Consider the following 15338-nt stretch of genomic DNA (forward strand, 5'->3'; position numbering starts at 1 on the left):
TAAAGCCCACAAGGAGCTCACATGAATCATACCGTTGAAAAGATCGGCGGTACGTCGATGTCAGCCTATGACGCTGTCATGGATAACATCTTTTTGTACCCGTCAAACCCATATAACCGAATTTTTGTTGTTTCTGCTTACGCTGGCATCACGGATGCATTGCTGGAGTGTAAGCGTTCGGGTAAACCAGGCATTTATCGCTTACTCGCCGCGAACAACCCAAAATGGCGCGATGCGATGGATGAGCTAGAACAGCGTATGCTATTGATTAATAGCAACATGTTCCCTGACCCTGTTTTTCGTGAGCGTGCCGATAATTTTATTCGCCAGCGAATGGAAAAAGCGCATAGCTGTATCGAAGGCATACTCGAAACCTGTAACTATGGGCAGTTTTCTCTGGAAAGCTATTTGCCGCAAGTCCGTGAGTTCCTGTCGTCAATTGGTGAAGCACATAGTGCACACAACTCGACGCTGCTCCTCGAAAGTGTTGGCATCAACTCACGATTTGTCGACCTGTCTGGCTGGGACAATCCGGATGAAGGCAAAGGTGATCTCAATACAGTCATCGCCAATGCGATGGACGACATTGATTTCAGCAATGAGCTGCCCATCGTTACCGGCTACGTCTACTGTGATGAAGGTCTGATGAAGACCTACGACCGCGGCTACAGTGAAATGACCTTTAGCCGAATTGCAGTGCTGACTAAGGCAAGCAGCGCCGTGATTCATAAAGAATACCATTTGAGCAGTGCAGACCCCCGCATTGTCGGCCCTGAACGTGTACAGCCAATGGGCCTCAGCAACTACGATGTGGCTGACCAACTGGCAAACCTTGGTATGGAAGCGATTCATCCTAACGCGGCCTCTGGCATGCGCGCTGTAGGTATTGAACTGGTCGTTAAAAATACCTTTGAACCTGAGCATGCTGGTACGGTGATCTCTCACAAATACCGTCCAAAGGACAATGAGATCGAAATCATTGCTGGCCGTGACAAAGTGCTTGCGCTACACATTTTTGACCAATCAATGGTCGGACATTGTGATCAAGTCAGTTACGACGTGATGGAAATCATTCGTGAAGAGAACGTTCAGCTAATCAGTAAAGAGATGAACGCTAACTCCATTACTTACTACTTAGATGGTAAGACCGCGAGCCAAGATAAGGTCATCAATCGGGTTGAAAAGCTATATCCAAAAGCGAAGATTACCGGTGAAATGGTCGCACTGATTTCTGTTATCGGCAGCCGTATCGACTCAAACCAAACAATGAGTAAAGGGATGCTTGCGCTACTTGATGCGGAGATCAACCCTAAAGCGGCTCACTCTTCAATGCGCGATGTGGATGTGCAATACGTTGTCCTTGATAAGTATTACCATGCCGCTATCTGTGCATTACACGCTTGCTTTATTGAAAAGCCCGCACCAAAACCGACAGTGCGTGCTGCATAACCTAGCAGCAACACATTGTGAGTTTGAAAATGCCTCCAACCTGGGGGCATTTTTATGCGCACTTTTCGCGTAGTTGGGCAAGCTTACCCTTATAAACCACCAGCCTAATGTTTAATCATTATTGATAATGCCTAGATAGAAGGTAAAATGCCGCACTTTATTTGGTTAAGTGTTCTTCGTTTATGATCGACCCTAATTTGCTTCCTGTTTACTTAACAGCCGTTGCCGCGCTGCTATTCGTCCCCGGGCCAGATATGTTATTGATTATTAGCGCGAGTCTTAGCTATGGTCGACGGGTCGGTGTTGCCGCGAGTTTAGGCAACGCTACCTCTGGACTGATTCTTACCGTATTAGCGGCCACTGGCGTTTCAGCCGTGATTGCAATGTCCCCGATTGCGTTAACGGTTCTCCAGTATGTTGGTGCAGCGTATCTACTCAAAATGAGTATTGATACGTGGAGAGCATCACCTGCTGAAAGCGAAGCGGTACAGTATCAACAAAAAATGGGGCGCTATCTCTATAAGCGTGCCGTGATGACGAACCTGCTCAACCCTAAAGCGTTACTCTTTTTTGTTTTATTCTTGCCGCAGTTTATCTCACAGCAGATACAAGCATCATCGAGCACTCAGCTATTAACGCTCGGCCTTCTACTTAATGCACTCGGCCTTGCGTTTAATATCATACTGGTCGCGATCGTAGGTAAACTTGGTAAGCAGATGCTGACCAACACCCACATTCAAAGCTATCAACACAAAATTATGGCCATCGTCTTTGCATTATTGGCTATTTGGCTTTTTACTCAGCAGTTATCTGTATAGCGAGCTCCGCAGCGAAGCGGTAAGCCTGCAAAGAAGAAAATCCAGCAATCAACAAACGTGAACTTAGACATCAAACTTTGTCATAATGGTCGCTCAGCTATCAATAGGAGAACGTGTAATGGATGAAAACACCGCCACGCTACTTAACTTGCGTGTTATAGAAGTTAGCGATTATCAACCCTTAGCAGAGTTGATGGACCTTGTCTTTCCGGATGTCGGCGGTGCTTGGCCAAAAAGCACGATCATGCAACTGGTAACGGCCTTTCCTGATGGCCAGATATGCATTGAAGATAACGGTAAAATCGTCGCCGCTGCCCTCACACTCAAAGTCTCTTACAACCGTTTTTCTCTCCCTCATACTTATAGCGATATCATTACTGACGACGGCGTAGTGTTTCATGATGTGAAAGGTGATGCGCTTTACGGGTTAGATGTGTTCGTGCATCCGGACTACCGCGGGCACCGCTTAGGACGTCGTCTCTATGAGGCGCGCAAAGATCTTTGCCAAGCATTAAATCTAAAGGCAATTCTAGCGGGTGGGCGCATTCCTGGTTATCACAAACATACCGATGTGTCAGTGACTGACTACATTAACAAGGTAAGACGTAAAGAGATTCACGATCCTATCCTCTCGTTTCAGCTGTCTAATGACTTTGACGTCAAACGGCTAATGAATCGTTATTTGCCCGAAGATGATAAATCCGCAGGTTACGCAACATTATTGGAGTGGGATAACTTCTTTTATGAGGAAGACGCATCATCGGTGCACGATATTGATAAGACCATTGTGCGCCTCGGGGTTGTGCAATGGCAGATGCGCCACGTGTTATCCGTTGACGACCTGCTCAACCAAGCCGAGTTTTTTGTTTCTTCTTTAGCCAATTATCAATCGGACTTTGCCCTATTCCCGGAGTTTTTCTGTGCACCGTTAATGGGGCTTGCACCAGATAAACGCTCGGTGGAGGCGATACGTTTTCTTAGTGAGTTTACCCAAGCCATTAAACAACGCTTTTCTCAGCTTGCGGTGACTTACAACATCAATATTATCGCAGGGAGTATGCCCGTCCTCGAAGATGGCAAGCTCTACAATGTGTCTTACCTGATGCATCGAGACGGCAGCATTGACGAACAGTACAAAATCCATATCACGCCACATGAGCAACGAGACTGGGTGATCGATGGCGTGATACAGTAAAAGTTATCGAAACCGACGCAGGCCGCGTTGGCATTCTTACTTGTTATGATGCGGAATTCCCAGAGTTAGGGCGGATCCTTGCCGAGCAAGGGGTACAGATTTTATTTGTTCCTTTCTGGACAGATACCAAAAATGGTTATCTTCGAGTCCGTTTGTGCGCTCAAGCTCGCGCAATTGAAAACGAATGTTATGTTGCTATTGGTGGTAGTGTCGGCAACTTGCCCCGTGTCGATAACGTTGATATTCAATATGCCCAGTCGGCGGTCTTTTCACCGTCTGATGTGTATTTCCCTCACGATGCGACACTCGCAGAGGCGAACGCAAACACTGAGATGATGATCTTCGCGGATGTTGACCTTGATAAGCTCAAAATGCTGCATGAACGAGGCTCAGTCACCAACTTGAAGCACCGCAGGCCTAAGCTCTATGCCAGTCATTTAAGCCAAGAATAAGCCAAAGCCCGGTGACTCAGGCAAGGGCCATTTAGACGCCAAGAGAGCATGATTCGTGTCTATCGCACTGACTTTGTCCAAGGTCAGTGCATTTACTGGTGCAAAGGAACACTCTCTTGATAGAATTACCCCGTATCTGCGAAAGCGTTATTAAGAGAGATTCCCAATGGGACGAAGTTTTGAAGTTCGTAAAGCGTCAATGGCCAAAACCCAAGGCGCAAAAATTAAGGTTTACTCAAAATACGGTAAAGAGATTTACGTATGTGCTAAAAATGGTGGCTCAGATCCAGAGAGTAATCTATCACTGCGCCGCTTGATGGAAAAAGCCAAAAAGGATCAAGTGCCTGGGCATGTCATTGACAAGGCACTTGATAAAGCTAATGGCTCTGGTGGTGAGAACTATGAAGTAGCTCGGTACGAAGGATTCGGCCCTGGTAGCTGTGCGGTGATTGTTGATTGTTTAACCGACAACAACAGCCGTACCTACATGGATGTTCGCCAATGCTTTGTCAAAAATGATGCGAAAATTGGTACACCGGGCGCGGTGTCTCATATGTTTGAACATCAAGCGGTGTTTCAATTTCAAGGTACAGATGAAGAAGGCACGCTGGAAGCCCTGGTCATGGCTGATGTGGATGTTTCCGATATCGAAGCAGACGAAGGGATGATTACGGTTTTCGCGCCTCATACAGAGTTTTTCAAAGTGAAAAATGCGCTGAGCGACTTTCTTGGCGACACGCCGATTGATCTTGAGGAGATCACCTTTGTCCCTCAAATCGATACTGAGGTCAGTGGCGATGATGTTGAACGTTTTGAAAAGTTCCTCGACATGCTTAATGATTGCGACGACGTACAAAACGTCTATCACAACGCTGAGCTAGTATAGTTCCGTGCTTGACACACTAGAGCGCCTCACCTCAGAGATGGCGCTCTATTTTTCATCAAGTTGGGTTAATAACATTTGTGAGAACAACGCCCAACTCTGACGAAACCGATCCTCGCCTTGCGATAAATAGCTTTGTAAGCCCGCCCCGAGAAAGAAAGCGTCCACTACCCGAATTGCCGTATCTATCTGATACTGCGGAATCTTCCCTTGATAAAAGTACTCAATTGCTCGGGTATATTCGGTTAAGCCGTGCTGAGAAAAACGTTGTATTGCCGCACGAAATTGCCCATCAAATAATGCTTGAGTCGTGAAGCTATACATCGCCTTCATCGCATAAGGCTCGCATTGCATGGTCAGGTATAAGGTATCGCCTGTCACCGCTAAATAACTTTCAAAGTCTTCGAAATTAGCCGGTTCAGCCACGGCTAAAAACATCGAAATGAGCTCATCCACAGCCGCATATTTTACTGCATCAAGATTATCAAAGTGATGATAGAGCGCGCCTTTGCTGATCCCCGCTTTTTTACCCAACTTTGTTGCTGTGAGTGCCGCAAGCCCTTCATTACCAACGATTTCCAATGTGGTTGAAAGAATATGTTGCCGCATCGCCCGCGACGCAATTTCATGCTTATTCATCGTTATTTGATCAAATTTGAAAGTCCAGGTGAAAAAATAAAACATACCGAATGTTCATTCAAATATTTACGCGCAAAATGTGACCGATAACCGAATGATTTATCGACAGCTATGCGTGCCAAAAAAGGATAAGTGAAAGTCGATGTTGTAAAATAACAGCCGAGCACGCAAAGACAGGTGCGGTCTCTGTGTCTACAATAACAAGAGGAAAATCAACGAAAGTCGGATAGGAACGATGAAAAGATTATGGGCTTTATTACTGATTATGAGTGTCTCGGTATCCGTGAATGCCAAAACGACTTATGTGGTAGGCGTACAGAGCTTTTCTCAGTATTATCCCTTTTCAGCGTATTCTAATCGCAGTTATTCAGGGTTTAATCGCGAGTTACTCGATATGTTCGCCAACACGCATCACTATCGCTTTGTGTACAAAGCTTTACCACTCACAAGCCTTCCTTCCCGTTTTGTCGATGGTGTCGTTGATCTTAAATATCCAGATAGTCCCGATTGGGATCGCGACATCAAAAAAGGCGTCAATGTCATTTATAGTGAGCCTGTGGTTGATTATATCGACGGCGTCATGGTTATCGACCAAAACTATGGTCAACCTATTGACCAATTACAACGACTAGGAACCGTCGTGGGCTTTACCCCTGAACTTTATCAATCACGTATCCGTTCGGGCCAAACACGCTTAAATGAGAGTTACAAATATGATTCTTTGATGATGAAGCTTGTCAGCGGTCGTATTGATGGCGGCTATGCCAATATCGCTGTTGCACAGTTTTATCTTGATCAAATGGGCTTTAAAAAAGGATCGGTACGCTTTGATGATACCTTGCCCCATGAAAAAGGGACTCGACGGCTTTCCACCATCCATCATCCCAAGCTCATCGACGAATTCAATCAGTTTCTATCCGATAAGCAAGAGGCGATATCTGCACTAAAAGCGCGCTATGGCATAGAGTAAGGGAGGATTATCAGAGCAACGCTGTCAACGCCTTCCTTTGAGGGAGCGAATCAGTTAATGCTTTAATTCAGTATACGATATTGTATACTCGAGCCGCCCGTTCGGGCAGGATAAGTGTGTTGTGTCAATATAGTGAAGAGTACTCTTGAATAATCAGCTTATCAGTTTGGATTTATTTTACGCGATAGAGCATCTGATGCCCGGTAAGCGCACGGCGGCATTGTTTCGTCGCTCGATCAAACATCTCCCTGTCACGACCTTGTCTCTCCCTCACTATGATTCTGCAGCCGGACTTCAGCTCGCGCTCTTTCGCCACTGTCGAAACTATGTCGCGTTTACGCAAGGCAAACCCATCTCACCCGATTTTGACTTTTCTGGTACCGCTGAACAGATCCTAGCGGCAGAGTCGGTAATGAAGGCATTTATTCGCGGCGCCTATTGGTGGGTTGAGTATCATATGGGGCTATATCGTGAAGACTGGAGTCAAGAGCAGACGCAACGTTGGTTAAGAGATTTACGGCTGTTGGTACAAGTTATTATTGGGATTGGTAATTGCACGAATGCTGCCTTTTTAATCACCCACCGTGGCCCGATTCAAGCGCTCACTTATGATACGCATTTAGAACCCTTCCTAAACAATTATTAGCGCGGTGATCGAGCGCGCTATTCATTGACCGTTTCGCTGTTTCGTCATGTTTTTTCGATAGCCTGAGTCCAATACTCATGAAATAGGCTCTTGTATGAAGCGATTGAAACGCTATCAATATGAGCGATACGCTATACTCTGTCGTGCCTCTTACCCTACCTATTTTGATCACACCCAGTATGGATTCAGTCCCCATGGCCGGCGTGATATTTATGACCGATGGGGACGATGTATTATCCGGGTGCTGTGGCGGGAAAACGATGACGCGGTCGTGGTCTTTCGTGGTTCGCAAACCGCCTGGGATTGGTTGGTCAACTGTGCGTGCACGCCTAAAACGATCACTATCGATGGTAAGAAGTGTCACGTCCATTGGGGGTTTCACTATCTTCTCACACAAAAAAGTTTGTCATGGCAACCGCACAAACGCCAATACCGACACATGACAGACAGCCAATTTGCCGATATTGCCCAAGCGGCCGATCACACCGTGCTTGAAGGAGAGACAGTACTCACTAAATTAATCTCTGCGTTAACCCCTTTTTTACACGCAGGTAAACATATTTCTTTTATCGGCCATTCTTCAGGGGGCGCCATGGCGATTGTCGCTGCAGCAAAGCTAAATCATCAATTTGGCGGGGCGATCAAGCGCATCGTGACGTTTGGACAGCCGGCTGCCGGAATGTGGCGTTTTAAGCAATTATACCCTTTCTCAACACGTACCTATCGTATCTGTTGTGATGTCGATATGGTCACATTCTTACCTGCCATTCCCTTCGTGTACTGGCATGTAGGACGATTACTTTGGTTACACGAGAATAAAATTTATACCAATACACCCTCTTTATTCCGAATCTTGCGCGTCCTCTATAGTTGGTTAACGCGCCCGATTGCCTACCATTACATGGATAAATATATCCGGCGCAAGGATTACTTTGACCAGCACTAGTCCTCACATCAGTCAGGCGGTGAAGTGTAAACTATGTTGAAGCGTGATCCTGTGCGCACGGATCCCGGCTGACTCAAGAAGTTAACCAATGATTCATGAGGTTTTAACAGTGGCTCACCATGCTCGCAGACGCGCCCACAATTTATGATGGGTCAGTATAACTATTTAATCACGATCAGAAAGGAACCATGCCGTGAGCAAGCATATTGATCAACGTCCATTAGATACAGAGCCTGAGTTCAACCGCTTTATTGATGCAGCATTAAGTCGTCGCCGTTTTTTACAAGGCACCGGAGCGGCCAGTGCTGTCGCTTTTTTTGCAGCCAATCCAGTTGCGAAAGCAGTAGCAGATACAATGAGCCAAAGTGAACTGCTCGGCTTTGAGGCGATCCCAACATCAACAACTGATACAGTGAACGTACCTTCAGGATATAAAGCTGACGTACTGGTCTCTTGGGGCGATCCTCTTTTCGCTAACGCACCTGCTTTTTCCCAACAAAATGGCGCCGATGCCCAAGCACTCCAATTTGGTGATAACAATGATGGCATGACGTTTTTTCCTCTCGCCAATGATCGTGCTTTATTAGCGGTAAATAATGAATACATCAATGATGAATATTTATTTGAGCACGGCGGTAAAAATATTTCGTCTGATGATGCACGTAAGTCACAAGCGGCGCATGGCGTCTCTTTGGTTGAGTTGAAAAAAATGGATGGCCGCTGGCACGTCAACCAAGAGGGCCGCTTGAATCGTCGTATTACGGCCTACACTGAAATGGCCATGACGGGCCCCGCAGCCGGGCATTCGTTACTCAAAACCGCCGCCGATCCTTCAGGAAAAAAGATCCTGGGCACCTTTAACAATTGCGCTAATGGCGAAACACCCTGGGGCACGTACCTGACTTGCGAAGAGAACTTTAACGGCTATTTTGCCAGCGCAAAAAACGTTACCTTGGGCAAAACGTATCAGCGCTACGGTATCAGCGATTCTGATTGGGGCTATGATTGGTACAAACATGACGAACGCTTCGATGTGGCTAAACATCCCAACGAGCCACATCGCTTTGGTTGGGTGGTTGAAATTGATCCTATGGATCCGAACTCAACGCCGAAAAAGCGCAGTGCACTAGGGCGCTTTAAACACGAGAATGCCGCACTCACTGTTAATGACGATGGTCATGTTGTGGTTTACATGGGTGACGACGAGCGTGGCGAACACCTTTATAAGTTTATCTCTGAGGGAAAATACGATCCGAGTAAAGGTAGCGCTAATCGTGATTTGCTCGAAAATGGCACCTTGTATGTCGCCAAATTTACTGGCAGCGACGACGAGCTAAACGGCCAAGGTGAATGGTTAGCGCTGACCTTTGGCAAAAACGGTCTCACGCCAGAAAACGGCTTTCCTGATGAGGCCAGCGTGCTCATTTTTGCCCGAGAAGCAGCAACACAAGTGGGGGCCACTACCATGGACCGCCCAGAATGGGTGGCCGTGCATGCCGACAAAAAACACGTTTTCTGCACGTTAACCAATAATAAGTACCGCGGCGTCAAAGACAATCAACCCCTCAATGCCGCTAACCCCCGCACAGAAAATCCTTATGGCCATATTATTCGTTGGGCTCCTACCCAAGGCGATCATACCCGTGACACCTTTGAGTGGGATATTTTTGTGATGGCAGGCCATCCTGAAAAGCAATCTGGCTTAATGGCAGGCACAGACAACATCAACAAAGACAATATGTTTAACAGCCCGGATGGCATCGGCTTTGATCGCGCCGGACGTCTTTGGATCCAAACCGACGGCAATTATTCCAACGAAGGCGATTTTGCCGGCATGGGCAATAACCAAATGTTATGCGCGGATACTCAAACAGGCGAAATTCGTCGCTTCCTCACGGGGCCTACCTCATGTGAGATCACAGGGCTGACGTTTACCCCTGATTCACGCACTATGTTTGTCGGCGTCCAACACCCTGGTGCTCACTTTCCTGCTGGTGGCAACGCTATACCGCGCTCTTCGGTCATCATGATCACCAAAGAAGACGGCGGAGTCATTGGCAGTTAAGCCGTTTAACTCACAAACCCCCGTCAAAGCCCTTGTTTTTATGAGGGCTTTTTATATGTCCTTCAAACCACCACACCCGACGCTCAAACACGCACGACCCATAAGCTTATATCTTGGTGACGGACAGCGGAATGAACACTATTTGCAAAGTATGCGTTTTATTTTTGTTCACTTGGGGGCAGAATAGCGCCATCACTCGGGTAGGCGTTAACGGAAACCATGGAGATAGATTTGTTGTCTGAGTTAAGCAATATTGTCCAACTACTGTTAGAAAACAAGTTATTAACCACCGTCGGAGTGGTTGTCGTAGTCAGTCTCGTTCGCCGACTGATCCTACGCCACATTCGTGGTGACAGTAATTTTCTTAGCGAAGATCAGCGTAAATGGATGTCTCGCACGAAAAACGGGGCGTTTACTACCCTGTTACTCTTTCTATTCCTGTTTTGGAACACCGAAATCAATGAATTTGCGTTATCATTGACCGCCATCGCCGTTGCTGTTGTCGTCGCCTCAAAAGAGATCATTTTATGTTTTACCGGTTCAATTCAACGCGCGAGCTCTCGCTCGTTTCGTATTGGCGATTGGATTGAAGTCGGTAATACACGCGGTGAAGTGATCGAACACAATTTAATGGCGACGAAAATTCAAGAAATTGATACCCATAATGGCCATTATTGCTATACCGGAAAAACCGCGACCCTCCCAAATAGCTTGTTCTTTGCCACCACGGTGAAAAATCTTAACTTTATGAAGCGGTATGTGTATCACCATTTTCATCTGGTGATCCGCGGCGATATTAATTTATATCCGCATATTCCCGCGTTATTGGCACGTATTGACGATCATAGTGAAGATTTTATGGATATCGCTCGGCGATACAATCATGTGATAGAGCGTCATGCGGGCGTCGATTTACCCGGCCCTGAGCCACATTTATATTTATCGCACACCGAAACAGGCGAACAGCTTGTTCACGTTCGACTCTTTTGCCCAACAGAGCGCGCAGCGGAACTGGAGCAGCTGATCCGTGAAGATATTATGACATTGTATTGCGAGAAGCTGCTTCCCATCGCAGACGGTAAACAACTGGAAGCGAAAGAGCCACAGACAACAGATACCTCTGTGCCGTTGGCCAACGCGTAATAACTAGAAGCGCTCATTCCCTTCATGAGCGCTTTTTTGATCGAAAGCACTTTTTTCGAAAGATTTTGGGGTCGAAAAAAGCAAATTATCGTCGAAAAAAATTATAGCAGAAACAGTGTCCCTAAACCCAAAAAGGCGACAAAGCCGACAATGTCGGTCACTGTGGTTAAGATCACTGAGCCGGAGAGTGCTGGGTCAATTTTCAGTTTATTTAATAGCACTGGAATAAATATTCCTGCCAAGGCGGCACTGATAATATTAGCGACTATTGCACTTCCAATCACCGCACCTAAGCCCCAACTATCAAACCAATATCCTGCAATAACACCAATCACCACAGCCCATAAAACCCCATTAAATAAGCCGACTTTAAACTCTTTCGTAAGCAGGGGTTTTAAGTTGGCCTTAGAAATTTGTCCAAGTGCTAAACCACGTACGATCAAGGTGAGCGTTTGGCTGCCGGCAATTCCTCCCATGGATGCAACAACTGGCATTAATACCGCCAGCGCCACCACTTGTTGTAGCGTAGCTTCAAACAAACCGATAAACCAGGAGGCGAGAAAGGCCGTCATTAAGTTGATACCCAGCCATAGTGCGCGATTTCGAGCACTTTTCATCACCGGCGAGAATAAGTCCTCGTCTTCATCTAGACCCGCAGAGGCCATAATTTGCGCTTCGGCGCGCTCGGCTTGCATCTCATAGGCGGTGCCCAAATCGAAACGACCAATCAAGAGCCCTCCCTCGTCGAGAACGGGTAAGGCAATCTCTTCACTGTCTGCCACTTTGTCAGCACTGGCGTAGATGTCGTCGCGCGCATTCAAGCTGGGAAATTGGTCTCGAACCAGCTCGCTAATTTTTAATCGTCCATCCGCGCCAAATAACTGGTGGATTGGCACCGCACCCACCCAAAAGCCTCGACTATCGACCACAAATACGTGATCACAATACTTTGGCATGACACGCCGCAACCATCGTAATACCACGTTAATTTTCGTTTTTGCAGGAACGACCAAAGGCTGATGATCACACCAATGCCCAACCTGATTATCTGCATACTGCTGGGCGGAGGCATAACGTTGCTTTTGCTCTGAATCCATCCGACCTAGCGCTTCTTCCAGTAATGGCTCGGTCAGCACATCTTGCAGCTCAAGTAAGGTATCAGCATCCAAGTCAGCGAATAGTGCATGCAACTGATCATCATCCACCGCACGGATAATCGCTTCACTGGCATCATCTCGCATTTCAGCCAGCACAGGCAGCTGCAATGACGACGACAGTTGTTCCCAGAATCCCACACGATCGGTCAACGGTAAGGCTTCTAACAATAACGCAAGGCTATCTAAACTATGTGCCTGCTCAATATCTTGCACGACATCAAGCGAACCTTGATCGACTTTTGACAGCAGATCATCAATCACTTCTTGTCTCTCACTGGTTTGCATGGTATTTCCTTCATAACGAAACCATGGGCGGAAAACGCATTGGCTAGGCCCGATGAGGATCATCCGTCGCCCACAAAATGCCATGACATCGCCGCAATTGGTATGCGATGGTTATCACATATCATCGCTGATTTTTCTGATTCTTACCACGCATAATCATTATCGCTTCTATGGTGAGACAAGGGCTAAATAACAACGAGTAATGATGACAATGCCTGTAAAATCGAACGATAAAGTCTGTGTCGGTTGGCGCGAATGGGTGAGCCTTCCTGAGCTCGATATAGCCCGCATCAAAGCGAAAATCGATACGGGTGCACGCACCTCCTGTTTACACACGTTTAAAATTGAAGAGTTCGAGAAAAGCGGCCAGGCGTGGGTAAGATTCTGGGTCCATCCAAACCAAGGCGATGACGAAACCGCCGTTCAAGCCGAAGCACCGGTTCTCGCACGACGCCTCGTACGTGATTCCGGAGGACACGAGCAACTACGATATGTGATACAAACAACGATAAAAGCGGGAACCTTGTGTTATCCCATCGAAATGACACTCACCGCACGCGATAACATGCGATTTCGTATGTTACTGGGACGCACCGCAATGGCAGGTAAGATCATTGTCGATCCCATGTCTTCATTCCTCCTCGGTAAATAAGGAGCCCCAAGCGCAATGAAAATCGGTATTCTTTCGCGTAACAAAAATCTTTACTCTACGCGCCGCCTCATCGAAGCCTGCGAACAACGTGGCCATGATTACAAGATCATCGACGCATTACGCTGCTATATGAGTATCAACTCAACCCAACCGTCTATTCATTTGGCAGGGGAAGATCTCGGTGGGTTCGATGCGATTATTCCACGGATTGGCGCGTCCGTTACCTACTATGGCTGTGCTGTCTTACGCCAGTTTGAAATGATGGGTGTCTTTCCGATGAACGAGTCTGTCGCCATCACACGTTCGCGGGATAAGCTGCGTTCTATGCAGCTGCTATCACGCAAAGGCATCGGTATGCCGCACACTGGTTTTGCCAGTAAACCGGGTGATATTGCCGATTTGCTGACGATGGTCGGAGGCACGCCAGTGGTGGTGAAACTGCTTGAGGGAACCCAAGGTATTGGCGTTGTGCTCGCCGAGACCAAAAAAGCCGCAGAAAGTGTGATCGAAGCATTTATGGGCCTTAAAGCCGATATCTTAGTGCAAGAATATATTCGAGAATCAAGCGGTGCTGATATTCGCTGCTTTGTTATCGGCGATAAGGTGATTGCGTCGATGAAACGCCAAGCACAACCTGGCGAGTTTCGATCGAATCTTCATCGTGGCGGGACCGCGACCCTCGTTCGGATCACACCTACAGAGCGCAGAACCGCAGTGGCGGCAGCCAAAGCCATGGGACTGAATGTCGCGGGCGTCGATCTGTTACGCTCAGAACGTGGCCCGTTGGTCATGGAAGTCAATTCATCACCAGGTTTAGAAGGCATCGAGCGCGCAACAGGAAAAGATGTTGCCGGACTAGTGATTGATTATATAGAAAAAAATGCCAAACCTCAGAGGACACGCACACGTGGGAAGGGCTAAACAAAGCGACGCTATCGAGATCGGTGGACAACATATTCAAGCCGGTCAGCGAGCGAGTCTCGAACTTGAAATTGCTCGTTTGTACACACATTCACCGCTTAACGTCAGTGTTGAAGTACTGCATGGTAAGTTAAATGGCCCTGTGCTGCTTGTTTGTGCCGCCATCCACGGAGATGAGCTCAACGGTATTGAAGTGGTTCGTCAAGTCATGGCCAAAATCGATCCGAAAAAGTTACATGGCACCTTAATCGCGATTCCTGTTGTGAATGTGTTTGGGTTTATTCACAAATCACGGTATCTCCCTGACCGCCGAGATTTAAATCGCTCATTCCCCGGATCAGAGCGAGGATCAATAGCGGGAAGAATGGCGTATCAGCTCTTTGAGCAAGTGATTCGCCAATGTAGCCATGTTATCGATTTACATACCGCGGCCATTCATCGCACCAACCTGCCTCAGATTAGAGCCAATCTGGAGAATCAAGAGGCGGCGGCGATGGCAACCGCATTTGGCGCGCCTGTGGTGGTCGATGCCGCATTGCGTGAAGGATCGCTACGCGCCGAAGCTGAGCGTATTGATATTCCCGTGATCACCTATGAAGCCGGTGAGGCGCTTCGTTTTGAGCCTTATGCGATTAATGCCGGTGTACGAGGGGTGATTCGTGTGATGCGCTACCTGGGCATGTTACGCCAAACACGTCGAAAAACGCCTTATCAGCCCGTCACAGCCCGATCAACAAAATGGGTGCGTGCAGAAGCCGATGGTTTATTGAGAAGTCACGTGGCGCTCGGACAAAGTCTCAACCGCGATCAAGTCATTGGCATTATCAGTGATCCCGCAGGCACAACAGAAACCGAAATCAAAGCCCAGCAAAGTGGTATCGTCATTGGTCAGCATACCCTCCCTGTAGTGAATGAAGGGGATGCGATTTTCCATATTGCGTTCTTCTCACAGCCCGATGACTTGATTGAGCAACATATGGAAGATTATCGCGATCAAGTGAAAGATGATCTCGATGATGAAATAAAATGGGGGATTGGCACCCTATCAAGCTGATCCCAGCAGTAAAAAGCAACCGTACTACTTGCATCGATCACCAGGATTCATAACACTAGACGC

At 47.3% G+C, this 15338-nt stretch carries 13 protein-coding genes and 1 pseudogene; 12 read left to right on the plus strand and 2 right to left on the minus strand.

The window, feature by feature from the left end:
* Positions 1 to 21: 21 nt before the first annotated feature.
* The 4 genes and pseudogenes from BZG78_RS12810 (at position 22) to BZG78_RS12825 (ending at position 4800) form a co-directional block, all read left to right on the plus strand.
* Positions 22 to 1449, plus strand: coding sequence for an aspartate kinase (locus BZG78_RS12810; RefSeq protein WP_021024030.1), 1428 nt, complete (start codon positions 22 to 24; stop codon positions 1447 to 1449).
* Positions 1450 to 1631: 182 nt separating this feature from the next.
* Complete coding sequence (locus tag BZG78_RS12815) at positions 1632 to 2267, plus strand: LysE family translocator (RefSeq protein WP_021024029.1); 636 nt, start codon at positions 1632 to 1634, stop codon at positions 2265 to 2267.
* 118 nt (positions 2268 to 2385) lie between these two features.
* Positions 2386 to 3914: pseudogene (locus tag BZG78_RS12820) on the plus strand (bifunctional GNAT family N-acetyltransferase/carbon-nitrogen hydrolase family protein).
* 166 nt (positions 3915 to 4080) lie between these two features.
* Positions 4081 to 4800 (plus strand): YebC/PmpR family DNA-binding transcriptional regulator, encoded by a 720-nt coding sequence (locus BZG78_RS12825; RefSeq protein ID WP_077661413.1) that lies wholly within the window; start codon positions 4081 to 4083, stop codon positions 4798 to 4800.
* A gap of 45 nt (positions 4801 to 4845) precedes the next feature.
* Here the strand turns inward: BZG78_RS12825 and BZG78_RS12830 are convergent, their stop codons facing one another.
* A complete protein-coding gene (locus tag BZG78_RS12830; RefSeq protein ID WP_158009973.1) occupies positions 4846 to 5436 on the minus strand; it encodes a TetR/AcrR family transcriptional regulator in 591 nt (196 codons plus the stop codon).
* Between the two features lie 235 nt (positions 5437 to 5671).
* Between BZG78_RS12830 and BZG78_RS12835 the strand changes: the two genes are divergently transcribed.
* The 5 genes from BZG78_RS12835 (at position 5672) to BZG78_RS12855 (ending at position 11206) form a co-directional block, all read left to right on the plus strand.
* A complete protein-coding gene (locus tag BZG78_RS12835) occupies positions 5672 to 6406 on the plus strand; it encodes a transporter substrate-binding domain-containing protein (RefSeq protein WP_077461418.1) in 735 nt (244 codons plus the stop codon).
* Between the two features lie 145 nt (positions 6407 to 6551).
* Positions 6552 to 7052, plus strand: a complete 501-nt coding sequence (locus tag BZG78_RS12840) for a hypothetical protein (protein WP_025744358.1) — start codon at positions 6552 to 6554, stop codon at positions 7050 to 7052.
* 94 nt (positions 7053 to 7146) lie between these two features.
* Positions 7147 to 7998, plus strand: coding sequence for a lipase (locus tag BZG78_RS12845; protein WP_077661414.1), 852 nt, complete (start codon positions 7147 to 7149; stop codon positions 7996 to 7998).
* A 193-nt stretch (positions 7999 to 8191) separates the two neighbouring features.
* Positions 8192 to 10063: a PhoX family phosphatase gene (locus tag BZG78_RS12850; protein WP_077661415.1), complete on the plus strand. Its 1872-nt coding sequence runs from the start codon at positions 8192 to 8194 to the stop codon at positions 10061 to 10063.
* Between the two features lie 219 nt (positions 10064 to 10282).
* Positions 10283 to 11206 (plus strand): mechanosensitive ion channel family protein, encoded by a 924-nt coding sequence (locus tag BZG78_RS12855; RefSeq protein ID WP_108743387.1) that lies wholly within the window; start codon positions 10283 to 10285, stop codon positions 11204 to 11206.
* Positions 11207 to 11307: 101 nt separating this feature from the next.
* Here BZG78_RS12855 and BZG78_RS12860 read toward each other — a convergent pair whose 3' ends face one another.
* The gene (locus tag BZG78_RS12860) at positions 11308 to 12648 is read right to left on the minus strand and encodes a magnesium transporter (RefSeq protein WP_077661416.1); all 1341 of its coding nucleotides are present in this window, start codon (positions 12646 to 12648) and stop codon (positions 11308 to 11310) included.
* A 211-nt stretch (positions 12649 to 12859) separates the two neighbouring features.
* On the opposite strand from BZG78_RS12860, the gene BZG78_RS12865 reads away from it, so the two are divergent.
* The 3 genes from BZG78_RS12865 to BZG78_RS12875 are packed head-to-tail and all read left to right on the plus strand — an operon-like array spanning position 12860 to position 15275.
* Positions 12860 to 13300, plus strand: coding sequence for an ATP-dependent zinc protease (locus tag BZG78_RS12865; protein ID WP_198532344.1), 441 nt, complete (start codon positions 12860 to 12862; stop codon positions 13298 to 13300).
* Positions 13301 to 13315: 15 nt separating this feature from the next.
* A complete protein-coding gene (gene rimK / locus BZG78_RS12870) occupies positions 13316 to 14221 on the plus strand; it encodes a 30S ribosomal protein S6--L-glutamate ligase (RefSeq protein WP_025744775.1) in 906 nt (301 codons plus the stop codon).
* On the plus strand, positions 14208 to 15275 hold the full coding sequence (locus BZG78_RS12875; protein ID WP_077661417.1) for a succinylglutamate desuccinylase/aspartoacylase family protein: 1068 nt from the start codon (positions 14208 to 14210) through the stop codon (positions 15273 to 15275). The genes rimK and BZG78_RS12875 overlap by 14 nt, the downstream gene beginning before the upstream one ends.
* Positions 15276 to 15338 lie beyond the last annotated feature (63 nt).

The organism is Salinivibrio sp. MA351, from assembly GCF_001996065.1.
GTDB classification, from domain to species: domain Bacteria; phylum Pseudomonadota; class Gammaproteobacteria; order Enterobacterales; family Vibrionaceae; genus Salinivibrio; species Salinivibrio costicola.

Coding starts and splice junctions, on each gene's coding strand:
- BZG78_RS12810 (WP_021024030.1), top strand. CDS start 22: ATGAATCATACCGTTGAAAAGATCGGCGGTACGTCGATGTCAGCCTAT.
- BZG78_RS12835 (WP_077461418.1), top strand. CDS start 5,672: ATGAAAAGATTATGGGCTTTATTACTGATTATGAGTGTCTCGGTATCC.
- BZG78_RS12845 (WP_077661414.1), top strand. CDS start 7,147: ATGAAGCGATTGAAACGCTATCAATATGAGCGATACGCTATACTCTGT.
- BZG78_RS12815 (WP_021024029.1), top strand. CDS start 1,632: ATGATCGACCCTAATTTGCTTCCTGTTTACTTAACAGCCGTTGCCGCG.
- BZG78_RS12860 (WP_077661416.1), bottom strand. CDS start 12,648: ATGCAAACCAGTGAGAGACAAGAAGTGATTGATGATCTGCTGTCAAAA.
- BZG78_RS12855 (WP_108743387.1), top strand. CDS start 10,283: ATGGAGATAGATTTGTTGTCTGAGTTAAGCAATATTGTCCAACTACTG.
- rimK (WP_025744775.1), top strand. CDS start 13,316: ATGAAAATCGGTATTCTTTCGCGTAACAAAAATCTTTACTCTACGCGC.
- BZG78_RS12825 (WP_077661413.1), top strand. CDS start 4,081: ATGGGACGAAGTTTTGAAGTTCGTAAAGCGTCAATGGCCAAAACCCAA.
- BZG78_RS12865 (WP_198532344.1), top strand. CDS start 12,860: ATGCCTGTAAAATCGAACGATAAAGTCTGTGTCGGTTGGCGCGAATGG.
- BZG78_RS12830 (WP_158009973.1), bottom strand. CDS start 5,436: ATGAATAAGCATGAAATTGCGTCGCGGGCGATGCGGCAACATATTCTT.